General features: G+C 62.3%; 20 protein-coding genes. 12 read left to right on the forward strand and 8 right to left on the reverse strand.

All coding sequences use genetic code 11. The annotated features are described in order from the left end of the window. Positions 1 to 20 precede the first annotated feature (20 nt). The 6 genes from M1D68_RS01315 (at position 21) to M1D68_RS01340 (ending at position 6,978) form a co-directional block, all read left to right on the forward strand. Positions 21 to 1,385, forward strand: coding sequence for an aspartate aminotransferase family protein (locus tag M1D68_RS01315; protein ID WP_457969038.1), 1,365 nt, complete (start codon positions 21 to 23; stop codon positions 1,383 to 1,385). A gap of 198 nt (positions 1,386 to 1,583) precedes the next feature. Beyond that, positions 1,584 to 2,681 carry a polyamine ABC transporter substrate-binding protein gene (locus tag M1D68_RS01320; protein WP_420765174.1) on the forward strand — a complete coding sequence of 366 codons (1,098 nt, stop codon included), beginning with the start codon at positions 1,584 to 1,586 and terminating at the stop codon, positions 2,679 to 2,681. A gap of 184 nt (positions 2,682 to 2,865) precedes the next feature. Then, positions 2,866 to 3,963: a polyamine ABC transporter substrate-binding protein gene (locus tag M1D68_RS01325; RefSeq protein WP_457969040.1), complete on the forward strand. Its 1,098-nt coding sequence runs from the start codon at positions 2,866 to 2,868 to the stop codon at positions 3,961 to 3,963. A gap of 71 nt (positions 3,964 to 4,034) precedes the next feature. Next, positions 4,035 to 5,177 (forward strand): ABC transporter ATP-binding protein, encoded by a 1,143-nt coding sequence (locus M1D68_RS01330; protein WP_420765077.1) that lies wholly within the window; start codon positions 4,035 to 4,037, stop codon positions 5,175 to 5,177. Next, entirely contained in the window at positions 5,174 to 6,091 is a 918-nt protein-coding gene (locus M1D68_RS01335) for an ABC transporter permease subunit (RefSeq protein WP_420765076.1), read from the forward strand. Before M1D68_RS01330 ends, M1D68_RS01335 begins: the two co-directional genes overlap by 4 nt. Next, positions 6,091 to 6,978, forward strand: coding sequence for an ABC transporter permease subunit (locus M1D68_RS01340; protein WP_420765075.1), 888 nt, complete (start codon positions 6,091 to 6,093; stop codon positions 6,976 to 6,978). Before M1D68_RS01335 ends, M1D68_RS01340 begins: the two co-directional genes overlap by 1 nt. Positions 6,979 to 7,106: 128 nt before the next feature. Here M1D68_RS01340 and M1D68_RS01345 read toward each other — a convergent pair whose 3' ends face one another. After that, positions 7,107 to 7,745, reverse strand: a complete 639-nt coding sequence (locus tag M1D68_RS01345) for an HD domain-containing protein (RefSeq protein ID WP_434561743.1) — start codon at positions 7,743 to 7,745, stop codon at positions 7,107 to 7,109. Between the two features lie 183 nt (positions 7,746 to 7,928). Between M1D68_RS01345 and M1D68_RS01350 the strand changes: the two genes are divergently transcribed. Continuing rightward, positions 7,929 to 8,894 carry a GlxA family transcriptional regulator gene (locus tag M1D68_RS01350; protein ID WP_420765173.1) on the forward strand — a complete coding sequence of 322 codons (966 nt, stop codon included), beginning with the start codon at positions 7,929 to 7,931 and terminating at the stop codon, positions 8,892 to 8,894. A gap of 2 nt (positions 8,895 to 8,896) precedes the next feature. On the opposite strand, the gene M1D68_RS01355 is transcribed toward M1D68_RS01350, so the two are convergent. The 3 genes from M1D68_RS01355 to M1D68_RS01365 all read right to left on the reverse strand — a co-directional run bounded on the left by M1D68_RS01355 (position 8,897) and on the right by M1D68_RS01365 (position 12,442). After that, the gene (locus M1D68_RS01355) at positions 8,897 to 9,238 is read right to left on the reverse strand and encodes a carboxymuconolactone decarboxylase family protein (protein WP_014340738.1); all 342 of its coding nucleotides are present in this window, start codon (positions 9,236 to 9,238) and stop codon (positions 8,897 to 8,899) included. A 99-nt stretch (positions 9,239 to 9,337) separates the two neighbouring features. After that, positions 9,338 to 11,746: a penicillin acylase family protein gene (locus M1D68_RS01360; RefSeq protein ID WP_457969043.1), complete on the reverse strand. Its 2,409-nt coding sequence runs from the start codon at positions 11,744 to 11,746 to the stop codon at positions 9,338 to 9,340. A 108-nt stretch (positions 11,747 to 11,854) separates the two neighbouring features. Beyond that, entirely contained in the window at positions 11,855 to 12,442 is a 588-nt protein-coding gene (locus M1D68_RS01365; RefSeq protein WP_457969045.1) for a DUF6436 domain-containing protein, read from the reverse strand. A gap of 107 nt (positions 12,443 to 12,549) precedes the next feature. Between M1D68_RS01365 and bipL the strand changes: the two genes are divergently transcribed. Next, complete coding sequence (gene bipL / locus M1D68_RS01370; RefSeq protein ID WP_457969047.1) at positions 12,550 to 13,497, forward strand: phospholipase BipL; 948 nt, start codon at positions 12,550 to 12,552, stop codon at positions 13,495 to 13,497. Between the two features lie 98 nt (positions 13,498 to 13,595). Here bipL and M1D68_RS01375 read toward each other — a convergent pair whose 3' ends face one another. After that, complete coding sequence (locus tag M1D68_RS01375; protein WP_434608990.1) at positions 13,596 to 14,339, reverse strand: DUF2059 domain-containing protein; 744 nt, start codon at positions 14,337 to 14,339, stop codon at positions 13,596 to 13,598. A gap of 140 nt (positions 14,340 to 14,479) precedes the next feature. On the opposite strand from M1D68_RS01375, the gene M1D68_RS01380 reads away from it, so the two are divergent. Further along, positions 14,480 to 15,109: a 2OG-Fe(II) oxygenase gene (locus tag M1D68_RS01380; protein WP_420765069.1), complete on the forward strand. Its 630-nt coding sequence runs from the start codon at positions 14,480 to 14,482 to the stop codon at positions 15,107 to 15,109. Between the two features lie 2 nt (positions 15,110 to 15,111). Continuing rightward, on the forward strand, positions 15,112 to 15,603 hold the full coding sequence (locus M1D68_RS01385) for a 2-thiouracil desulfurase family protein (RefSeq protein WP_420765068.1): 492 nt from the start codon (positions 15,112 to 15,114) through the stop codon (positions 15,601 to 15,603). 156 nt (positions 15,604 to 15,759) lie between these two features. Here M1D68_RS01385 and M1D68_RS01390 read toward each other — a convergent pair whose 3' ends face one another. After that, positions 15,760 to 17,133, reverse strand: a complete 1,374-nt coding sequence (locus M1D68_RS01390) for a GTPase/DUF3482 domain-containing protein (RefSeq protein ID WP_457969049.1) — start codon at positions 17,131 to 17,133, stop codon at positions 15,760 to 15,762. Then, positions 17,126 to 18,493, reverse strand: a complete 1,368-nt coding sequence (locus M1D68_RS01395; RefSeq protein WP_434608996.1) for a DUF2868 domain-containing protein — start codon at positions 18,491 to 18,493, stop codon at positions 17,126 to 17,128. Before M1D68_RS01395 ends, M1D68_RS01390 begins: the two co-directional genes overlap by 8 nt. A 77-nt stretch (positions 18,494 to 18,570) precedes the next feature. Between M1D68_RS01395 and M1D68_RS01400 the strand changes: the two genes are divergently transcribed. Then, complete coding sequence (locus tag M1D68_RS01400; RefSeq protein ID WP_434561759.1) at positions 18,571 to 19,083, forward strand: dihydrofolate reductase; 513 nt, start codon at positions 18,571 to 18,573, stop codon at positions 19,081 to 19,083. A gap of 49 nt (positions 19,084 to 19,132) precedes the next feature. Here M1D68_RS01400 and M1D68_RS01405 read toward each other — a convergent pair whose 3' ends face one another. After that, on the reverse strand, positions 19,133 to 20,524 hold the full coding sequence (locus M1D68_RS01405; RefSeq protein ID WP_457969051.1) for an L-cystine transporter: 1,392 nt from the start codon (positions 20,522 to 20,524) through the stop codon (positions 19,133 to 19,135). Positions 20,525 to 20,765: 241 nt separating this feature from the next. Between M1D68_RS01405 and M1D68_RS01410 the strand changes: the two genes are divergently transcribed. Beyond that, positions 20,766 to 21,821: a haloacid dehalogenase-like hydrolase gene (locus tag M1D68_RS01410; protein WP_457969053.1), complete on the forward strand. Its 1,056-nt coding sequence runs from the start codon at positions 20,766 to 20,768 to the stop codon at positions 21,819 to 21,821. Positions 21,822 to 21,885: the final 64 nt, after the last annotated feature.

Consider the following 21,885-nt stretch of genomic DNA (forward strand, 5'->3'; position numbering starts at 1 on the left):
GGAATAAAAGGAGAATTCGCATGACCCGCAACAACCCGCAAACTCGCGAATGGCAGGCTCTTAGCAGCGATCATCACCTGGCACCGTTCAGCGACTTCAAGCAACTGAAAGAGAAAGGCCCGCGCATCATCACCCACGCCAAGGGCGTGTACCTCTGGGACAGTGAAGGCAACAAGATTCTCGACGGCATGGCCGGCCTCTGGTGCGTGGCCGTTGGCTACGGTCGCGATGAACTGGCGGACGCCGCCAGCCAACAGATGCGTGAGCTGCCGTACTACAACCTCTTCTTCCAGACCGCTCACCCGCCCGTGCTGGAATTGTCCAAGGCCATCGCCGATATCGCGCCGCAAGGCATGAACCACGTGTTCTTCACCGGCTCTGGCTCCGAAGGCAACGACACCATGTTGCGCATGGTCCGCCACTACTGGGCGATCAAGGGCCAGCCGAGCAAGAAAGTCATCATCAGTCGAAAGAACGGTTATCACGGTTCGACCGTGGCCGGCGCGAGCCTGGGCGGCATGACCTACATGCACGAGCAAGGCGACCTGCCGATCCCGGGCATCGTCCACATCGCCCAACCGTACTGGTTCGGTGAAGGCGGCGACATGAGCCCTGAAGAGTTCGGCACCTGGGCGGCCAATCAGCTGGAAGAAAAAATCCTCGAGATCGGCGTGGATAACGTCGGTGCGTTCATCGCCGAGCCGATCCAGGGCGCCGGTGGCGTGATCGTGCCGCCGGACAGCTACTGGCCGCGCATGAAGGAAATCCTCGCCAAGTACGACATCCTCTTCGTGGCCGACGAGGTCATCTGTGGTTTCGGGCGCACCGGCGAGTGGTTCGGTACCGACCATTACGGGTTGAAACCACACATGATGACCATCGCCAAGGGCCTGACCTCCGGCTACATCCCCATGGGTGGCCTGATCGTGCGCGACGACGTGGTCGCGGTGCTCAACGAAGGCGGCGACTTCAACCACGGGTTCACCTACTCCGGCCATCCGGTGGCTGCGGCAGTGGCCCTGGAAAATATCAGGATCCTGCGCGACGAGAAGATCATCGAGCGTGTCCACGGCGAGACGGCACCCTATTTGCAGCAACGTCTGCGGGAACTGAACGATCATCCGCTGGTGGGTGAAGTGCGCGGCGTCGGTTTGCTGGGGGCGATCGAGCTGGTCCAAGACAAGGCCACGCGCAAGCGTTACGAAGGCAAGGGCGTGGGCATGATCTGCCGGCAGTTCTGCTTCGATAATGGGCTGATCATGCGCGCCGTGGGCGACACCATGATCATTGCGCCACCGCTGGTGATCAGCAAGGCCGAGATCGACGAACTGGTGGCCAAGGCGCGGCAATGCCTGGACCTGACGCTCAGTGCGTTGCAGGGCTAAGTGCTAGGCTCTGAGCGAGGCGCCGGCATGGGCCTCGCCCAGCGTGAACAAAAGGCTGGGCTTTTGTTGAAAGCTTGCCCTGTAACTTGCCAGACTACCCCCGCTGTTCAAGTTGCCAGAGAGCCGGCTACGCAACCGTGGCCAAGAAGAATAACTGGAGCACTTTTCATGAAGGCATTAGGCATGAAGACATTAGGTATGAAGTTAGCTGGCAAGACCCTCCTCGCCATGTCCCTGATGGGCGTGATGGCGGGCGCCGTCCAGGCGGACGACAAGGTGCTGCACGTCTATAACTGGTCCGACTACATCGCGCCGGACACGGTCGCCAAGTTCGAGAAGGAAACGGGGATCAAGGTCGTCTACGACGTATTCGACAGTAACGAGACGCTGGAAGCCAAGTTGCTGGCCGGCAAATCCGGCTATGACGTCGTGGTGCCGTCGAACAACTTCCTCGCCAAGCAGATCAAGGCCGGCGTCTACCAGGAGCTGGACAAGTCCAAGCTGCCGAACTGGAAGAACCTGGACCCCGACCTGCTCAAGGCCGTCGGCGATGCCAGCGACCAGGGCAACAAGCACGCGTTTCCGTACATGTGGGGCACCATCGGCATCGGGTACAACCCCGAGAAGGTCAAGGCCGCGTTGGGCGTCGACAAGATCGACTCCTGGGACGTGCTGCTCAAACCCGAGAACATTGCCAAGCTCAAGAGCTGCGGCGTGAGCTTCCTCGATTCGCCAACCGAAATGATTCCCGTGGCTCTGCATTACCTCGGCTACCCGACCGACAGCCAGGACAAGAAGCAACTGGCCGAAGCCGAAGCACTGTTCCTCAAGCTGCGCCCATCGATCGGTTACTTCCACTCTTCCAAGTACATTTCGGACCTGGCCAACGGCAACATCTGCGTGGCCGTGGGTTACTCGGGTGATATCGAGCAATCCAAGAGCCGTGCGGCTGAAGCTGGCGGCAAGGTGAAAGTGGCCTACACCATTCCGAAGGAAGGTGCCGGTTCGTTCTACGACATGGTCGCCATTCCAAAAGATGCCGAAAACGTCGAAGCCGCCTACAAGTGGATGAACTTCATCATGCAGCCGGAAATCATGGCTGAGATCACCGATAACGTGCGTTTCCCTAACGGCAACAAGGCCGCCACCGCGCTGGTGGACAAGGAAATCTCCGGTGACCCGAGCATCTACCCATCGGACGAAGTGAAGGCCAAGCTGTACGCCATCGCCGACCTGCCGTCGGCGACCCAGCGGATCCTGACCCGCAGCTGGACCAAGATCAAATCCGGCAAATAAGCCGGCTTGAAGCACGCTCCGGTTGTCGCCGTCCCCGGGAGGGCGGCAACAGGAGCAATTAAATAACTAAAAGTTTTGCTGGATCGGTTTATCGAGGGTAAGTTGCGCGCCGGTTTTGTTGCAGGGCATATCGTTGCCCGGTAACGGGGGCAACTTGGGCCCAACTATTTAAGAGGACCTCCACGTGCCTGTCTTTTCTTTGTTGCGCAACGCCTTGCTGGTCGGTGCTGGCCTGACACTCGCTGTCAGTGCCCAAGCGGCTTCCAGCGTGCATATTTATAACTGGTCGGACTACATCGGCGAATCCACCCTGGCGGACTTCGAGAAAGCCACCGGGATCAAGCCGGTCTACGATGTGTTCGATTCCAACGAAACCCTGGAAGGCAAGTTGCTGGCCGGTCGCACCGGTTACGACGTGGTCGTGCCATCCAACCATTTCCTGGGCAAGCAGATCAAGGCCGGGGCGTTCCAGAAGCTCGACAAATCGCAGCTGCCGAACTACGCCAACCTCGATCCTTCGCTGCTCAAGCGTCTGGAAAAAAACGACTCGGGCAATCAATACGCCGTGCCTTACCTGTGGGGCACCAACGGCATCGGCTATAACGTCGAGAAGATCAAGGCGGTACTGGGTGTCGAAAAAATCGACTCGTGGGCCATGCTGTTTGAACCGGAAAACATCAAGAAGCTGTCCAGCTGCGGCGTTTCGTTCCTCGACTCGGGCGACGAGATGATCCCGGCGATGCTCAACTACCTGGGCCTGGACCCCAACAGCCAGAACCCCGAAGACTACAAGAAGGCCGAGGCCCAGCTCCTCAAGATCCGGCCTTACGTGACCTACTTCAACTCCTCCAAGTACATCTCGGACCTGGCCAACGGCAACATCTGCGTGGCTGCCGGGTTCTCCGGCGATATTTTCCAGGCCCGTGAACGTGCCAGCGAGGCCGGCAAGGGCGTCGAAATCGCCTACGTGATTCCCAAGGAAGGTGGCAACCTCTGGTTCGACATGCTGGCAATCCCACGCGACGCCGCCAACGTCAAGGAGGCCCACGCGTTCATCAACTATCTGCTCAAGCCTGAGGTCATCGCCCAGGTGAGCGACTACGTCGGTTATGCCAACCCGAACCCCAAGGCTGGCGAACTGATGGACCAGGAAGTGCGCACCGACGAAGCGGTTTATCCCCCGCAGGAGGTTGTCGACAAGCTCTACGTCAACTCCGAGTTGCCGCCCAAGATCCAACGACTCATGACCCGCAGCTGGACCAAGGTCAAGTCGGGTAAATAGCGTCAAGCGCTCTAACTTTTCCAAGGTTCGCCCGTCTTGGGCGAGCTGCAAATTTTGTGGGAGTTTCGTAAATGGCAGTTGCCTCCGGCGCCTATAAGAAAGCCCTCGAGGGCGACCAGACACCCAAGCAGGTGCTGGTCAAGATCGACCGGGTCACGAAGAAGTTCGACGAGACGATTGCCGTGGACGACGTGTCCCTGGAAATCAAGAAAGGCGAGATCTTTGCCTTGCTCGGCGGTTCGGGATCGGGCAAATCCACTTTGCTGCGCATGCTGGCAGGCTTCGAGCGGCCCACGGAGGGGCGGATTTTCCTCGATGGCGTGGACATCACCGACCTGCCGCCCTACGAGCGGCCGATCAACATGATGTTCCAGTCCTACGCCTTGTTCCCCCACATGACCGTGGCACAGAACATCGCCTTCGGCCTGCAACAGGACAAGATCCCGAAAGCCGAGATCGATGCCCGCGTGGCTGAAATGCTCAAGCTGGTGCAGATGAGCCAGTACGCCAAGCGCAAGCCGCACCAACTCTCTGGTGGCCAGCGCCAGCGCGTGGCCCTGGCCCGATCCCTGGCCAAGCGGCCCAAACTCTTGCTGCTCGACGAGCCAATGGGCGCGCTGGACAAGAAGCTGCGCTCGCAGATGCAACTTGAGCTGGTGGAGATCATCGAGCGGGTCGGCGTGACTTGCGTGATGGTGACTCACGACCAGGAAGAGGCCATGACGATGGCCGAGCGCATTGCGATCATGCACCTGGGATGGATCGCCCAGATCGGCAGCCCGATCGATATCTACGAGACCCCGACCAGCCGCCTGGTCTGTGAATTCATCGGCAACGTCAACATCTTCGAGACCGAAGTGGTGGACGACGCCGAGGGCCACGCGGTGCTGACGTGCAAGGACCTGGACCGCAACATTTACGTCGGCCACGGCATCAGCACCTCGGTGCAGGACAAGTCCGTCACCTACGCCATCCGCCCGGAAAAACTCCTGGTCACGCCCGAGCAGCCAACCTGCGAGCACAACTGGTCCAGTGGCAAGGTCCATGACATCGCCTACCTGGGCGGCCACTCGGTGTTCTACGTCGAGCTGCCGAGTGGCAAGCTGGTGCAGTCGTTCGTCGCCAACGCCGAACGCCGAGGCCAGCGTCCGACCTGGGGCGACCAGGTATTCGTCTGGTGGGAAGACGACAGCGGCGTGGTGCTTCGCTCATGAACATGCGCAAGTTCAAACGCCGACTCGCCCGAATAACGCCCGGTGGCCGTCAGATGGTCATCGGGGTGCCCTTCATCTGGCTGTTCCTGTTCTTCATGCTGCCGTTCTTCATCGTCCTGAAGATCAGTTTCGCCGAAGCCGACGTGGCGATCCCGCCTTACACCGAAATCTACAGCTACATCGACCAGAAGCTGCAGGTGCTGCTCAACCTTGGCAACTATGTGATGCTCAGCGAGGATGAGCTGTACATCTCCGCCTATCTCGGCTCGCTGAAGATGGCGCTGATCAGCACCACGTTGTGCCTGTTGATCGGCTACCCCATGGCCTATGGCATCGCCAACGCCCGCAAAGAGATGCAGACGGTGCTGGTGCTGCTGATCATGATGCCGACCTGGACCGCGATCCTGATTCGCGTCTACGCGTGGATGGGTATCCTCAGCAACAACGGCTTGCTTAACGGCTTCCTGATGAGCATGGGTTGGATCAGCGAACCCCTGCAAATTCTCAACACCAACCTGGCGGTCTATATCGGCGTGGTCTATTCCTACCTGCCGTTCATGATCCTGCCGCTCTATGCCAACCTGGTGAAGCATGATGCCAGCCTGCTGGAAGCCGCGTCGGACCTGGGTTCGAGCACCTTCAACAGCTTCTGGAAGATCACCGTGCCGCTGTCCAAGAACGGCATCATCGCCGGCTGCATGCTGGTGTTCATCCCGGTGGTGGGCGAGTTCGTGATTCCGGAACTGCTGGGCGGCCCGGAAACGCTGATGATCGGCAAAGTGCTGTGGCAGGAATTCTTCAATAATCGAGACTGGCCGGTGGCATCCGCCTTGGCGGTGGTGATGCTGGCGATCCTGATCGTGCCCATCATCCTGTTCAACCGCAGTCAGGCCAAAGAAATGGAGGGCAAGTAATGAAGCGCTTCAGTTTTTCAAGCCTGATGCTGGTGCTGGGTCTGTTGTTCATCTACGCGCCGATGCTGATTCTGGTGATCTACTCGTTCAACGCCTCCAAACTGGTGACGGTGTGGGGCGGTTGGTCAGTCAAGTGGTACGTCGGCCTGTTGGACAACAGCCAGCTGATGGGCTCGGTGATGCGCTCGTTGGAAATCGCCTGCTACACGGCGATTGCCGCGGTGGCCCTGGGCACGCTGGCGGCCTTCGTGCTGACCCGCATCACCCACTTCAAGGGTCGGACGCTGTTCGGCGGCCTGGTCACCGCGCCATTGGTGATGCCGGAAGTAATCACCGGCCTGTCGCTGTTGCTGTTGTTCGTGGCCATGGCGCAAATGATCGGCTGGCCCCAGGAACGTGGCATCGTCACGATCTGGATCGCCCACACCACGTTCTGCGCGGCCTACGTGGCGGTGGTGGTCTCGGCGCGCTTGCGTGAGCTGGACCTGTCCATCGAAGAGGCGGCCATGGACCTCGGCGCGCGGCCGTGGAAGGTGTTCTTCCTGATCACCATTCCAATGATCGCGCCGTCGCTGGCGGCGGGCGGCATGATGTCGTTCGCGCTGTCCCTCGACGACCTGGTGTTGGCAAGCTTCGTCTCCGGCCCTGGCTCGACCACCTTGCCGATGGAAGTCTTCTCGGCGGTGCGCCTGGGGGTGAAACCGGAAATCAACGCCGTGGCGAGCCTGATCCTGCTGGCGGTGTCCCTGGTGACCTTCCTGGTCTGGTACTTCAGCCGCCGTGCCGAAGAAAACCGCAAGCGGGCGATCCAGCAAGCGATCGAGGAAAGCGCCGCCGATTCCTGGAAGCAACCGGAAGTACGCCGGGCGGAAACCGCTTCGGCCTAACCGACTCTGGGACCAAAATGTGGGAGCGAGCTCGCTCCCACTGGTGTTTTTTTGCCTGCAAATCCGTGGCTCAGCGCAGATCCCCTTGTGGGAGCGAGCCTGCTCGCGATAGTGGCGGGGTGTGCTGGCTATGAATTCCAGGGCGAGCTGCGGATCACTTCAACGAAGTTCATCGGCTTGAACCCCGGCTCCTGATCCCTCAGCACATCGGTCTTCACATTGCCGAAGGTGGTATGTGGACGATGCCGCAAGCCGTCGGCGAAGGCGCAGATGATGCACTCCTTGAAGCCTTCTCCCCGGGGATGCGCATGCACCACGGCGTCGCGCTGTGCGGCGGGGAACGCGGCGTAATCCATGCCCAGCACGTCCATTTCCACGCCAGCGGTCACCAGGGCGACGTTGGGCCGCAGGTGCTTCGGCACGCCGGGCGTGGTGTGCAGCGCGATCGACAGCCACACTTGCTCGATGTCGTCATCGCTCAACCCGTAGGGTTTGAGGAAGGCCGCGGCGGCGTTCGCGCCGTCCACTTCGAAGCGCTCATCGTCGCTGCGGTAGCCTTCCACCAACCCGAGGTCGTGGAACATCGCGCCGACGTAGAGCAGCTGCGGATCGTAAGCCAACTGCTGGCGCTGGCCGCTCAAGGCGCCGAACAGGAACACCCGGCGGGAATGGTGATACAGCAGGTCCGATTCAATGTCGCGGATGTATTCGGTGGTGGCCCGGGCGAGGGCGCTGTCGGGAATCTGGATGCCGGCGATGCGGGTCATGCTGCTCTCCTCTGACGGTGCGCCGTGGCGGCGCTGAGGGTTCAGTCTGTTCGCCGGGATACGGCGCAGCAATCGCGCCATGGCTGCGATTACGGCCAATGAACTTGGGTTTCATGCCATCTGGCTTCTGCACGCCGGATTGGCTAGGGTTCTGTGGTCAACCCGGACAGGTAAGTGAGCACCATGGAAAAAACCGTCGCCATCGTGGTGTTCACGGGCGTCCAGTCCCTGGACGTCAGCGGCCCCCTGGATGTGTTCTGCGAAGCCAATCGCTTTCTCGCCGCGCAGGATCACTATCGGCTGGAAGTGATCGGCGTCGAGCGCGGCGCGACGTCTTGCTCCAACGGCATGTCCCTCAATCCCCACCGCCATTTCAGCGCAGCGTCAGGGCCGTACGACCTGCTGCTGGTCGCGGGCGGGCCGCAATTGCCGTTCATGGACGTTGGCCCAGCGTTCAATGCCTGGCTGCGCGAAGCCTGCGCCCGGGCCCGGCGCTTCGGTTCGATCTGCAATGGCGCGTTCATGCTCGCTCGGGCGGGATTGCTCCAGGGGCGGACCGTCACCACCCATTGGGGCGATGCTTCGGCGCTGGCGCAGCTGTGCCCCTCGACCCGGATCGAAGCCGATCGGCTGTACGTGCAGGACGGCGAGCTGTATACCTCGGCGGGCGTTACGGCGGGAATCGACCTGTCGCTGTTTCTGCTGGCTCAGGACCATGGGCCGGAGGTGGCACTGAATGTCGCCAAGCGGCTGGTGGTGTTCACCCAGCGTTCAGGCGGCCAATCACAGTTCAGTCCGTTTCTCGCGCCCCATGCCGAGCCGACCTCCACCGTGGCCCAGGTCCAGGCGTACGTGCTGGCGAATCTCAACGGTGATCTGGGCATCGCCAACCTCGCCAGCGCGGCGAACATGAGCCCACGCAATTTCTCCCGCGTGTTCGCCCGGGAGGCGAAGGTCACGCCAGCCGAGTTCGTCGAACAGGCCCGGGTAGACGCGGCGCGCGTGATGCTGGAAAGCACTCGGGCACCGCTCAAGACCGTCGCTTACCAATGCGGCTTTCGCGATGCCCAACACATGCGCAGCGTCTTCAATCGGCGGTTGGGCGTGACGCCGCAACAGTTCAGGTTGAATTTTGCCGCGTTGCTTTAAGCTCATTTTTTCAGTGCGTCATGGGCCTCCAGCGCCCGCAGGGAATAGATATAAGCCGCTCCGGCATTCAGCGAGACCGCCGTTGCCAGGGTGGCGGCGATTTCTTCGCGGGTCGCGCCGGCCTTGATCGCGGCGTCGGTGTGTACGCCGATGCAGCCGTCACATCGGGTGGTGATCGCCACGGCGATGGAGATCAGTTCACGGGTCTTGGCGTCGAGCACGTTGTTCTCGGCGGCAGCCTCATCCAGGGCCATGTAGGCCTTGACCATTTTCGGATTGCTTTTGCCCAGGGCGCCAAAGGCACTCTTGATGGTGGGCAGCAGTTCGGACCAGTTATTGAACATTGCATCGACTCCATTGAGATAAACGGGTTGGGCTTTTGCAGTCCTGACGATCATTGATGTCCAAGCCTGTCGATCGTCAGAAACATTCCGATGCCATGGTCAGGGCTCGGCCCTGGCGGGCAGCAGTTTCAGTGTGCCGTGGGTGTTGGCGGTGACTTCTTCCTCGGCCAGGTGCGCCTGGTGATACAGCCCTTCGATATAGGCGTCGGCCTGGTCCTTGTAGTGCTTGTCGAATGGTACGCCGCTCTGGCCGACAGGGTTGATGGTGACGCTGTGGGCCGGGTCGGCGAAGTCAATGATGCGCCGGGTGGAAGGGCCATAGGTCACGGGCCAGGGCGCTGGTCCGATCTTGGCCGAGAGATTGTTCGGCACTTCATGGGTGCCGGGTGCGGCGAACGGTCCAACGTTGAAGACCCGGTCCAGTGGCTTTTGCTGGCCCAGGGGATGCCCGTGGGTCAGGGTGTGTGCCTGACCCCACCGCCATTGGGCGGGGTCGGCCCCCAGCGTCGCCCTCAAGTGCGCCAGGGCTTTGTCCCAGGCTTTGATCACCGTGTCGGCGCGGGTTTCGGTGCCCAGCGTCGATCGGTCGTCCCACCACGGAGAGTCTTTCTCGGCGGCCAGGCGTGGCAGCGCGGCGTCGATGACACGGGTCGATAGCGCGGTTTCGAAGAATCCGTCGCCCAGTTCGTCCCGCAGGGCGGTGTTGGCCAGGTCATACAGGAACTGGTTGAACAACGTGGCGCTGAAGGAGTCCAGCGGGTAGTCGCCCTTCCACTCAGCCAGTTGTTCCACCCACTTGCGCTCCTGCGGGTCGCTGACCGCTTCGCGCAGGATCGGCAACAAAGGTGCAAGCAGGCGCGGGCCATAGGCGGTGGCGGTGCCCAGTTGCAGTTTCTGGGTGGTCTGGATGTCCCATTTGGCCTGTTTGTCGCTCAGTTGTCGGTCGAGTTGCTGACCCCGGTCGGCGAGGTTGTAGTAGCCAGGGATCTCGATCCCGCTGGCCGCCACCGGCTGGAAATTCGCTGAGAGGATGTAGCCCCGGGCCGGGTTCTCTTCCTGGGGATTGCTGCTGAAAGGGTAGAAACCGTCTTTTTCCGCTTCGGCGCTGGTGCCGTCGAGAATGAAGCCGGGTTTCACGCCAGCCGGCCGCTTGGGCAATTGCGCCGCGGCCCACCAGCCGATGTCGCCCTTGGCATTGGCCCAGACCACGTTTAGCCCCGGCGCATGGATATTGGCCGACGCACCGCGGGCCTTCACCAAGGTGTCGGCGCGGTTGAGCTGGTAGAACGCCTCGAGGATCGGATTGCGGCTTTCCAGGAACCCCCACCACATGGCGATTGGCGTCTTGCCCGCATTGGCGCCGAGGGCATCGTTGACGATCGGGCCGTGGGGCGACTGGCGCAACACCAGCGTTACCGGGGCCTGGCCTTTGACGGCGATCTGCTGTTCGCTGCGGGTCATGTCCACCCACTGGCCGCGATACCAGACCTGTTCGGGGTTGTCCGGGTTGATCTTCTCGGCGATCAGGTCCAGGTCGTCGTTCTGGAACATGGTGATGCTCCAGCCGAAATCCTTGTTCATGCCCAGGGAGGCGAACGGCATGAGGGCCTGATACTGGCCGTAGAGTTCGAAACCTGGCGCCGACAGGTGGGCTTCGTACCACACCGACGGCGTGGAAAAGCGGATATGCGGATCGCCCGCCAGCAAAGGCTTGCCGCTGTGGGTGCGGTTGCCCGAGACCGCCCAGGCGTTGCTGCCTTCGAACTGCGGCAGGCCATGGTCGGCCAAGGCCTGCTCACTCAGGCGGGCGAGGGCGTTGAGGCCTTTCCAGTCAGTGGCGGACAGTGTCGTGCCGCCTGCCGGATCCTGAGGCAGGACGCCCTGAGGCTGCCAGTCGAGGTCGAAAATATTCAGGTACTCGGCACCGAGTTCGTCGCGCACATAGCTCAACAAGGGTTCGGTGCGAAAGGCCGCGGCGAAGCTGTAGGCCATGTAGCCGACGATGCTGGCGGTGTCTTCAGCGGTAAAGGGACGCTTGGGAATGCCCAGCACATCGAACTCCAGCGGCCGCGTGTGGGTTTGGTGATAGGCGTTGATGCCGTCCAGGTACGCTTGCGTAGCGATCCAGGCCGGCGACTGTCGATCCTGCTCGGCGACGTAGCTGGCGGCGCGCTCGCGAATGCGCAGGCTGCGCATCAGCTTGTCGGTGTCGAGCAACTTGGGCCCGAGGATCTCGGCCAACTCGCCCCGGGCGAGGCGCCGCATGATCTCCATCTGGAACAGCCGATCCTGGGCGTGGACGTAACCGAGGGCACGGTACAGGTCGGTTTCGTTCTCGGCGCGGATATGCGGCACGCCGCGTTCGTCGTAGCGCACCGTCACCGAGCCTTGCAGCCCTTGCAACTGCACCGTGCCCTGGCGGGTGGGCTGCTTGCTGTAGAGGTAGCCGCCCGCGACGATAACGGCGGTGACGACCAGTGACAGGAAGGCGACGAGGGTCCGTTTCATGGTCATTCCTTATTCGAGTGGCAGCGGTCCCACGATCTCGCTGTGGATCGCCTGTTTAACACGTGACCGCTTCCCGGTGCATCGTTCCTCGGAGGGATATCTTCGGCCCTACTGTTTGCTGGATGTGTCCTGGGCCCACGGACAATAACAACCCACCGCCATGGTGTGGGTTGCGTCGACTTGCCGGCCGGTACTCAACGCTTCGAGAATCGGTTCGATAAAGCTGTTGCTCGAATTGCAGGTCAAGCCTTCGCTGTACGGGCCGAAATACGCCAGTTTGCCGTGGCGGTCCCAGATCGCCACGGCGGGGCTGGCAGGAATCTGTTCCGAACCGGGAAGCGCCGGCAGTGTCTTGAGGCTATTCAGCGTGGCAGGCAGGCGGCCCAGGCTGCCGGTTTTTTGTACTGCGTAGAACGCCACGCCAAGGGGGGTGTATTTCTCGACCAGCTCGGAGAGGTGCTGCTGATTGCCAACGTTGCACGGGCAGGCCGGATCCCAGAAATGCACCAGGCGGATTGCGCCGGGGCCGGCCAGGTCGTGGGGCAGGCGCAGGGGGTCGCCGGAAAATACTGCCGTGTGTTGGCTGAACGTCCTCAGGAATCGGCCCTGGAACCAGTCGTAGGCGAGCCACAGCACGACGGCGCACGCGAGGGCGAGCAGGCTGGCAAGCAAGGTCGTGCGGTGGGACGGGCGCATGGAGTCGATCCTCTGGAGCCGCGTAGCTTGCCATGCCCGACGCGACAGATGAATATCACAGGCTTACAAAGCCTGTTTCGCGCGATGCGCTCCTGCCTGGAATACCAATGCCCGCTTCTTTTGACCCTGATCATCTGCGCGCCAGCCTGCAACCTTTGGCGCAGTGGCAGCCGCTGTCTGCGCAAGCGCAGGCCTACCAGCAATTCTATGGATTGGATTTCCCTGCACGCACGCTGCGCAGCGGCCTGGGTCGTTTCGACGTTGCGGGGTATGAGCTGGTCGGCCAGGTCTGGTGGCCGGAAAAAGCCGTGGCGACCCTGTTCCTTTTCCATGGCTATTACGACCACATGGGCCTTTACCGGCACTTGATCGACTGGGCGCTGGAGCAGCGGTTCGTGGTGATCAGCTGCGACTTGCCGGGCCATGGATTGTCCAGTGGCGAGCGCGCCAGCATCGGCGATTTCGCCGACTACCAGGCGACATTGCAAGGTTTGCTGGCAGAAGGGGAGAGCCTTGGCCTGCCGCAACCCTGGCACCTGTGCGGACAAAGCACCGGCGGGGCAATTGTGGTCGACCATGTCCTCAACCAGGGCGCAAACAGCCCGGCCCAGGGCCAGGTCATCCTGTTGTCGCCCCTGGTCCGGCCTCGCGCCTGGGGCTGGTCGCGCTTCAGTTATTACCTGCTCAAGCCGTTCGTGACCGGCATTGCCCGGCGGTTCACCGAGAATTCCACCGACCCGGATTTCCTTCCGTTCCTGCAGGCCGACCCGCTGCAACCGCTGCGCCTGCCCACCGCGTGGGTCGGGGCGCTCGCGCAGTGGATCAAGCGCATAGAGGCGGCGCCGAGCAGCCCGCGCCAGCCGTTGATCGTCCAGGGGCAGGCGGACATGACGGTGGATTGGCGACACAACTTGCAAGTGTTGCAGGCCAAATTCGACCGGCCGCAGGTTCTGATGTTGCCGCAGGGGCGGCATCACCTGGCGAATGAGAGGTTGGCGATGCGTCAGGAAATGTTTGAGTTCTTGAGCAGGCGGATGAGTCGGGTCCGGCGGTGATCGATCTATCGCGTTCGCGAGCAGGCTCGCTCCCACAATGGATCTGTGCAATCAGTCCCTGTGGGAGCGAGCCTGCTCGCGATAGCGATGTTGAATCCCTACTGCCCTAAGTTCTGCCCCACCGCCAACCCCGCCCGAATCGCCGCCAGCGCCGCCTGGTAATAGGCCTGCCCCTCGGCCGACTCGGCGAAGGTGGCGAATTCTTCCAGCTCGGTGTCGGTCAGGTCACGGTAGACGTACAGCAACGTGTTGTTCAGGTCCGCACCGATCTGGTCCATCAGGCGCTGGCGCTGGCCGTTCAACATGCCTTGAGCCTGCCCGCCGCCCAGTAAGCCTGGAATCATCGAACTCAGGCTGTCGGCCGCCACGCCGGCGATCGCCAGGCTGACTTCGGCGCCGGCTTCACGGGCGGGCAGGGCCTGGGCCAGATGGCCGATGATCAGCAGGCGGTTATCGCTGGCCTGCATCTTCGGCAGGCCCTTGGCGTTCTTCGCCAATTGGTCGCGGCGGGTGGCGAGCAGTTCGGCCGCGACGACTTTGCGGCCCAGGGGCGATTGGAAAAAGGTCAGGGCCGGGTCCGGATCGGCAAGGTTCTTGCGCAGCTGGGCCTCGGCCCGCTGGTCCATGGCCTGGGGCGCGAACCGTTGGTTGCTGTTGTTCACCAACGCCTGGAATACCGCTGGCGGCAGGCTGTTCTGATAGCGCTGCTGCGCGGCATTCAAGGCGTCATTGAAATGCGCCCGTTGTTCCGGCCAGCCGGCGACCTTGTACAACTGGTCGTAGCTGTCTGCCCAGGCGGGCAATACGCAGAACATCAACAGTGAGAAAAGCAAACGGCGCATAGGGACTCCTGTCAGCAGCCGACTATTCTCCGTGGGGTGCGGGAACTTGTCGAGAATTCGTATCAAGTTCGTACGGCGGTGCCACCTGGCGCAGCGAACCCGCTGCGCGGCGCTGTCGGTTTTGCAGGCACAGGAATACTATGCGCGCCATGCAAATACCTTCTGATCATCCGTTGCTGTTACGTATCGTCGACGACCTGGCCGAGCGCGGCTGGTCGCAGCAGAACATCTTCCTGCCGGATGCGCTGACGCGCGCCCTGGCGGCCGAGTGCCGCCAGCGCGCCGCTGAAGGTGAACTGGCCCCGGCCGCCGTTGGGCGCGGGCCGTTTTCGGAAATTCGCGAAGGGATCCGTGGCGATCACATCCAGTGGATCGAGCCCGGCCAGGTTGACGCCTGCGACCGTTACCTGGGGTTGATGGACAGCCTGCGCGAGGCCTTGAACCGGGGCCTGTTCCTGGGCCTGGAGGATTTCGAGAGCCACTTCGCCCTGTACCCGCCCGGCGCGTTCTACCTCAAGCACGTCGACCGCTTCCGTGACGATGACCGGCGCATGGTCTCGGCGGTGCTCTATCTCAATGACGCCTGGCTGCCGGAACACGGCGGTCAGCTGCGCATGTACCTGGGCGAAAGTGAGCACGATGTAGTGCCCACCGGCGGCTGCCTGGTGGTGTTTCTCTCGGGGGACATTCCCCATGAAGTGCTGCCGGCGACGCGTGAGCGCCTGTCCTTGACCGGTTGGTTCCGACGCCGCGGCAACGAGTTGTTCTGAGCATGGAAAAAATCCTCGTCAGTCGCTGTCTGCTCGGTCATCGCGTGCGTTACGACGGTGGCGCCAGCGGGCCATTCGATCAGCTCCAGCAATGGCTCGACGAGGGTCGTGTCGTGCCGCTGTGCCCGGAGGTCGCCGGCGGCTTGCCCACGCCCCGGCCGGCGGCGGAGATTCCTGGCGGGCAAGGAGTGAAAGTGCTCGATGGCGACGCGGCGGTCATCACCACCGATGGCGAGGATGTGAGCGCGCAGTTTTTGTCGGGTGCCTATCAAGCGTTGGATTTGGTGCGCGAACACGGCATTCGGATCGCCGTGCTGAAGGCCAACAGCCCCTCCTGCGGCAACCTGCTCACCTATGACGGAACATTCAGCGGTGTGAAAGTCCCCGGCGAGGGCGTGACGGCGGCGTTGCTCAAGCGCCATGGCGTACGGGTGTTCAGCGAGCTGGAGCTGGCGGAAGCGGCGTCGGCGCTAAAAGCGTTGGCCGCGGAATAATTGCGGCGAACCGTTTTTTTGTGGCGAGGGGATTTATCCCCGCTGGGGTGCGAAGCGCCCCCAAAAAAATATCGACCACAGCAGCACATCCAAAAAGCAGGGGGCCGCTTCGCGACCCAACGGGGATAAATGCCCTCACCACAGAAACGACGGTGTCTAAAGCTGCTCGGCCAATAGCTCGATCTGCTCTTGCCGCTCGGCCTGGCTCAAGCGGGGATTGGGGTTGAGCGACGACCACTGCGGATACGCTCGGGCCTTGTTCAATGCTTCGGGCAACCTGCCTTCGCGCCATGTCTTATCGTGGGGCGTGGCGATACGGATACTGTCCATCGCCGCATGACCGCGCTGATTGATCGCTTGCAGCAATTGCCGTTGGCGCAAGGCCAGGAGGCGCAGCACGCTGTCGTCCACGGTCAGTTCGCGCTGGCCCTTGAGCTTGCCCATCAACCGGTTGCCATAGCTGCGGGCGGTTTGCAGCGCACCGCCGGCAATGGCTCCGGCCAGGGCGGCGGCGCCAAGGGTCAACCCTCCCACCAGCAAATCCACGCCCGCACCCGCCGCTGCCCCGGCCGCGATCCCGCCACCGACTCGCACGCCCAATTGCTTGAGGGTGTCGGGATTGAACAGGTCATCGCCCCAGCGACCGTCCAGCAGAGGCAAATCGCTGGCGGCCGCGTCCTGGGCACGGAAAGCGTAAAGCTTGAGCAGCGCTTCAACGCAGCGCTGCTCGCGCTGACGGACGGCGTCGCGCAATTGGCCGATGGCCTGGTGCTCCAGATCCGCATCGCTGGCGACGCTGCGTCGGCAGGCGGCACAGTCGATCAGAAGTTCGGCGATCAGGCGCTTTGCGCTCTGCTGGCGAGCCTGGCGCTGGGCCTGTTGATCATCGATCAGTCGCTCCAGCTGTTCGCGAGCGTTTTCCAGCAACAGTGCAAGGCTTTCGTACAGGCGTCGTTCGCCGTCTTCCGGCGGGGCGACGCTGTCGAAGCGCACCAGCGCATGCAGGCCCAATCGCGCCAGGGCTTCGCGCCACTCAGGTTCGCGATGCTGGGCGCTGCTGACGAAGTTGAGCACCGGTAGCAGCGGTTTGCCGCAACTGGCGAGGACTTCCAACTCATCGCGATATTTGGCCAGCACTGGCTCGCGGGCATCAATGACATACAGTCCGGCATCGCTGGCGAGCAACTGCCGCAGCACCTTGGCTTCCTGCTCGAAGCGTTGCCGGGCCTCACTGCCATCGAGGAAGCGCGCCAGGCGTGCCGGGCCGTCCAGGCGTTCGCCCGGCCGCTCCAGGCGTTCCAGGTAATCGAGCAGGGCGATGGCGTCTTCCAGCCCCGGCGTGTCGTACAGTTCCAGCAGCGCCTGGCCATCCACCGACAGGCGAGCCCCTTCGACGTGACGGGTGGTGCTCGGGCGATGGGACACCTCGCCGAAGCCGACGTCGCGGGTCAGGGTGCGCAGCAAGGAGGTCTTGCCGACATTGGTGTGGCCGACCACCGCGAGCTTCAGGGGCTTGAGGGATTCAGTCATGGCCGGTCTCCAGCCAGTTCATCGGAGCGCAATCGGCGAACGGCAACTCCAACTGTTGCAGCGCGTTATGCCAATCACCCAGGCGCTCGCCGTCCAGCGCTTCGCCGGGTGGCGCCTGCAATAACCAGATACGGGTAGCGCTGGCGCTGCGGGCCAGCTCGGCAATCAACGCTAGGCTTCCACGGTCCGGCGAACGCCGGGGGTCGCAGGCAATCGCCAGGCGCGCGGGTGGGAAACGCGACAGTTGTTCCAAGAGTCTGTGGCGGGACTCGCGGCTGTCGAGGATGCCGGCGTTTTTAACGGAGTCGGGCAGCTTGGGCGGCCAGGGACGTTCGTCCAGCTCGATCGCCACCAGCAACGCGCCGTCACTTTCCATTGCCCCGACGGCGCTGTCGATTCTGTGCAACTGTGCGGGCGCGGCATCGTTGACCCCCAGGCGCTCGCTGCTGGGCATCAACCGCTCGCGCAACTGCGCGTAACCGGGCAGGTTCAAGTCCAGGCGAAGTCTGGCGCGGCCACGACGCCATCGCCAAAGACACAGCAGCGCCAGGCACAGGCGCGGCAGCACGCCGTAGACCAGCAAGACGCCGACCAACCACCCGGCCCAGGCCTGGCGGGCGCTCTCGATATCCAACGCGGCGTCACCGCTGGCGCGGATCATCTCGACGGTCGGCACGCTGAAGCCCAGCAGGGCGGGCAGCGCACCGAGGGCCTGGGTCATGGCGACAAAGGTATCGCCGCCCAGAATCGTGGTTTCCCAGACGAAGCCATAACGCCGGGTCGCCATCAGCATCAGTACGATGACCAGCGCGCTGAGCATCGCCAGTAGCCACAAGCCGTTGACCAGCACGCCGAGCGCCCAGCGATTGAGCCGGTGCCGTTGCAACAACAGCAGCAGGGCTGGCGCCAGTTGGGCAGCCTTGGCATCGCGCGCCAGTTTTTCGCTGAGCCACAGCCAAAGGCGTCCCAGCGTGGCGCCTTGCTCCCCAGCGAACAGCAGGCCCAGGAGCCAGCCAATGAGCAGGAGCAGGTTCAGCCCCAACAGGCTGCCCAAGGCCCAGAAAACGTTGACCGGCGCGCGTCCATCGCCGAGGGCGGCGAAGCCCAGGCCGGCGCCGCTGGCGATGGCGAGCACCGCCAACGCCATCAGCGCCAGCCGCGCTCCCTGCAGCCAGTGGCGCAGGGCTTGAGCAAGGCCGTCGCGGTCGGCCAGCCAGCCGGCGCGGTGGCGGATGCGGGTAGATAGATCGCCTCCTGCCGCGCGGGCCAGGCGATTGGCTTCCTGGTCCTCGAGCGGGCCGGCGTGTTCTTCACGCAGGCGTATCGTCTCGGTCAACCAGAGGTTCTGCAGTTCTGTCACGGGCGCTTCCGTTGCTCGAATGAGCAAAGAGCATAACCGCTGTGGCGCCAGTCCGGGCCTCTGGTATCCTCGCCCCCATGAAAAAAACTCTTCCCTTAAGCCTGATCGCAGCCCTCGGTGAAAACCGCGTGATCGGCATCGACAACACCATGCCCTGGCACTTGCCGGGGGATTTCAAATATTTCAAGGCCACCACTCTGGGCAAGCCGATCATCATGGGCCGCAAGACCTGGGACTCCCTCGGTCGACCGCTGCCGGGTCGCTTGAATATCGTGGTGAGCCGCCAACCCGGCCTGGTTTTGGAAGGCGCGCAGGTTTATTCCACGCTTGAAGCCGCAGTGGAACGGGCCGAAGCCTGGGCGTTGGAACAGGGCGTGGACGAGCTGATGCTGATCGGCGGTGCCCAGCTCTATGCGCAGGCATTGGATCAGGCGGATCGGCTGTACCTGACCCGCGTGGCGCTGAGCCCGGAAGGGGATGCTTGGTTCCCGGCGTTTGATTCGAACCAGTGGAAGCTGGTTTCGAACCAGCCGAATCCGGCCGAAGGGGACAAGCCGGCCTACAGTTTCGAAGTCTGGGAAAAACGCTGAAGCATCGCGAGCAAGCTTGCTCGCGATAGCCGATTTAACAGGCCCCCCGTCAAGCCTGCGCCAACTCCCCATGCTCGTCGGCATCGAGCAGTGCTTTGTCAGTCTGCTGCATCACCTGGCTGGTAATCGCCCCCGCAGTGATCGAGCCACTGACATTCAATGCAGTGCGGCCCATGTCGATCAGCGGCTCCACCGAAATAAGCAGCGCCACCAGCGAGACCGGCAAACCCATGGCCGGCAGCACGATCAGCGCGGCGAACGTCGCGCCACCACCGACTCCTGCCACGCCCGCCGAACTCAAGGTCACGATGGCGACCAGCGTTGCGATCCACACCGGATCCAGCGGGTTGATGCCCACGGTGGGCGCGACCATCACCGCCAGCATCGCCGGATACAGCCCGGCACAACCGTTCTGGCCGATGGTGGCGCCGAACGAGGCGCTGAAGCTGGCGATCGCCCGGGGAATGCCGAGGCGACTGGTCTGGACCTCGATGCTCAACGGAATGGTCGCGGCGCTGGAACGGCTGGTGAAGGCGAACGTCAACACCGGCCAGATCTTGCGGAAGAAACGCAGCGGGTTGATCCCGGCGGCCGACACCAGCAGGCCATGGACCACGAACATCAAGCCCAGCCCCAGGTACGACACCACTACGAAACTACCGAGCTTGATGATGTCCTGCAGATTCGAGCCGGCGACCACCTTCGTCATCAGCGCCAGCACGCCGTATGGCGTGAGCTTCATCACCAGGCGCACCAGGCGTGTCACCCAGCTTTGCAGGGTGTCGATGGCGTCGACCACCTTCTGGCCTTTCTCGGCGTCATCCTTGAGCAACTGCAACGCGGCGACACCGAGGAACGCGGCGAAAATCACCACGCTGATGATCGACGTCGGCTTCGCCCGGGCGAGGTCGGCAAAAGGATTCTGTGGAATGAACGAAAGCAGCAGCTGCGGAATGTTCAGGTTGGCGACCTTTGCAGCGTAGTCGCCCTGGATCACTTGCAGGCGCGCCAGTTCCTGGGTGCCGGCCACCAGGCCCTCGGCGGTGAGGCCGAACAGGTTGGTCAGGCCGATGCCGATCAGCGCCGCGATGGCGGTGGTGAACAGCAGCGTACCGATGGTCAGGAAGCTGATCTTGCCCAGGGACGCGGCATTGTGCAGGCGGGCCACGGCGCTGAGGATCGAGGCGAAGACCAGCGGGATCACGATCATCTGCAGCAACTGCACATAGCCATTGCCCACGAGATCGAACCAACCGATCGACGCTTTGAGCACGGGATTCGCTGCCCCATAAATCGTATGCAGGGCGATACCGAACACCACGCCCAGCGCCAGCGCCAGCAAGACCTTTTTGGCCAGGCTCCAGGTGCTGTGGCGGGTTTGCGCCAGGCCGAACAGCAGGCCAATGAACACCAGCAGATTGAGTATCAGCGGCACATTCATGAAAAGCTCCGATAAGACTTTGCCAGTCGCCACGAGCCGCGACTGTGAGCCGGAAAGCCTAACAGTCTGATATCTAAAGAATTATTACTAAAAAAGAATGTTCACTGTCGCTTTTGGAATAAGGCGCTGGCGTCCACGGACATGCCGCTGCCGTTATCGAGACGCAAGCGGTCGCCCACAGGCGGGATCCGTCACAGGCATTTGTTAGCGTCGACCTCTTACAAACTGGGAGTAAACGCCGATGAAGCTCGTACCGCACCTGCTCGCTGTCGCTCTAGGCTTGGGCCTCGTCGGCCAAGCGCTCGCCACCGATCTCAAGCACTGGCCGGCGGAACAGGCCAAGGCGCTGGAAGCGATGATCGCGGCCAACGCCAACAAGGGTAACTACGCGGTCTTTGACATGGACAACACCAGCTACCGCTACGACCTGGAGGAGTCGCTGTTGCCGTTCATGGAGAACAAGGGCCTCATCAGCCGTGAAACCCTGGACCCATCCCTGAAGCTGATGCCGTTCAAGGATACGGCTGAACACAAGGAAAGCCTCTTCAGCTATTACTACCGCCTGTGCGAACTGGACGACATGGTTTGCTACCCGTGGGTGGCCCAGGTGTTCTCAGGGTTCACGCTCAAGGAGCTGAAGGGTTATGTCGATGAATTGATGGCTTCAGGCAAACCGGTGCCGACCACCTATTACGATGGCGAAAAGGTGGTCCAGTACAACGTCAACCCACCGAAAATCTTCACCGGCCAGACCGAGCTGTACAACAAACTGATGGAAAACGGTATCGAGGTCTACGTCATGACCGCGGCTTCCGAAGAGCTGGTGCGCATGGTCGCGGCCGATGCGAAGTACGGCTACAACCTCAAGCCGCAGAACGTGATCGGCGTGACCACGCTGCTCAAGGACCGCAAGACCGGCGAGCTGACCACCGCGCGCAAACAGATCACAAACGGCAAATACGACGAGAACGCCAACCTGAGCCTGGAGTACACCCCCTACCTCTGGACTCCGGCGACCTGGATGGCCGGCAAGCATGCGGCGATCCTGACCTACATCGACGAATGGAAAAAACCCGTACTCGTCGCAGGCGATACGCCGAGCAGCGACGGCTACATGTTGTTCCACGATGTGGACGTGGCCAAGGGCGGCATCCACCTGTGGGTCAACCGCAAGGACAAGTACATGACCCAGATCAACGGCATGATGGCCAAGCACGCCGCCGCCCAGGCCAAGGAAGGATTGCCGGTGACGGCTGACAAGAACTGGGTGATCGTCAAGCCCGAGGACATTCAGTAAACCCGTCCCCCACACTGATACCAAGTAACCCTGTGGCGAGGGAGCACTTGGCCCAAAAGGGTCA

It is taken from the genome of Pseudomonas sp. R4-84 (assembly GCF_054130985.1).

Coding starts and splice junctions, on each gene's coding strand:
- M1D68_RS01315 (WP_457969038.1), top strand. CDS start 21: ATGACCCGCAACAACCCGCAAACTCGCGAATGGCAGGCTCTTAGCAGC.
- M1D68_RS01385 (WP_420765068.1), top strand. CDS start 15,112: ATGGAAAAAATCCTCGTCAGTCGCTGTCTGCTCGGTCATCGCGTGCGT.
- M1D68_RS01330 (WP_420765077.1), top strand. CDS start 4,035: ATGGCAGTTGCCTCCGGCGCCTATAAGAAAGCCCTCGAGGGCGACCAG.
- M1D68_RS01365 (WP_457969045.1), bottom strand. CDS start 12,442: ATGCGCCCGTCCCACCGCACGACCTTGCTTGCCAGCCTGCTCGCCCTC.
- M1D68_RS01335 (WP_420765076.1), top strand. CDS start 5,174: ATGAACATGCGCAAGTTCAAACGCCGACTCGCCCGAATAACGCCCGGT.
- M1D68_RS01345 (WP_434561743.1), bottom strand. CDS start 7,745: ATGACCCGCATCGCCGGCATCCAGATTCCCGACAGCGCCCTCGCCCGG.
- M1D68_RS01390 (WP_457969049.1), bottom strand. CDS start 17,133: ATGACTGAATCCCTCAAGCCCCTGAAGCTCGCGGTGGTCGGCCACACC.
- M1D68_RS01320 (WP_420765174.1), top strand. CDS start 1,584: ATGAAGTTAGCTGGCAAGACCCTCCTCGCCATGTCCCTGATGGGCGTG.
- M1D68_RS01340 (WP_420765075.1), top strand. CDS start 6,091: ATGAAGCGCTTCAGTTTTTCAAGCCTGATGCTGGTGCTGGGTCTGTTG.
- M1D68_RS01380 (WP_420765069.1), top strand. CDS start 14,480: ATGCGCGCCATGCAAATACCTTCTGATCATCCGTTGCTGTTACGTATC.
- M1D68_RS01360 (WP_457969043.1), bottom strand. CDS start 11,746: ATGAAACGGACCCTCGTCGCCTTCCTGTCACTGGTCGTCACCGCCGTT.
- M1D68_RS01405 (WP_457969051.1), bottom strand. CDS start 20,524: ATGAATGTGCCGCTGATACTCAATCTGCTGGTGTTCATTGGCCTGCTG.
- M1D68_RS01400 (WP_434561759.1), top strand. CDS start 18,571: ATGAAAAAAACTCTTCCCTTAAGCCTGATCGCAGCCCTCGGTGAAAAC.
- bipL (WP_457969047.1), top strand. CDS start 12,550: ATGCCCGCTTCTTTTGACCCTGATCATCTGCGCGCCAGCCTGCAACCT.
- M1D68_RS01350 (WP_420765173.1), top strand. CDS start 7,929: ATGGAAAAAACCGTCGCCATCGTGGTGTTCACGGGCGTCCAGTCCCTG.
- M1D68_RS01410 (WP_457969053.1), top strand. CDS start 20,766: ATGAAGCTCGTACCGCACCTGCTCGCTGTCGCTCTAGGCTTGGGCCTC.
- M1D68_RS01355 (WP_014340738.1), bottom strand. CDS start 9,238: ATGTTCAATAACTGGTCCGAACTGCTGCCCACCATCAAGAGTGCCTTT.
- M1D68_RS01375 (WP_434608990.1), bottom strand. CDS start 14,339: ATGCGCCGTTTGCTTTTCTCACTGTTGATGTTCTGCGTATTGCCCGCC.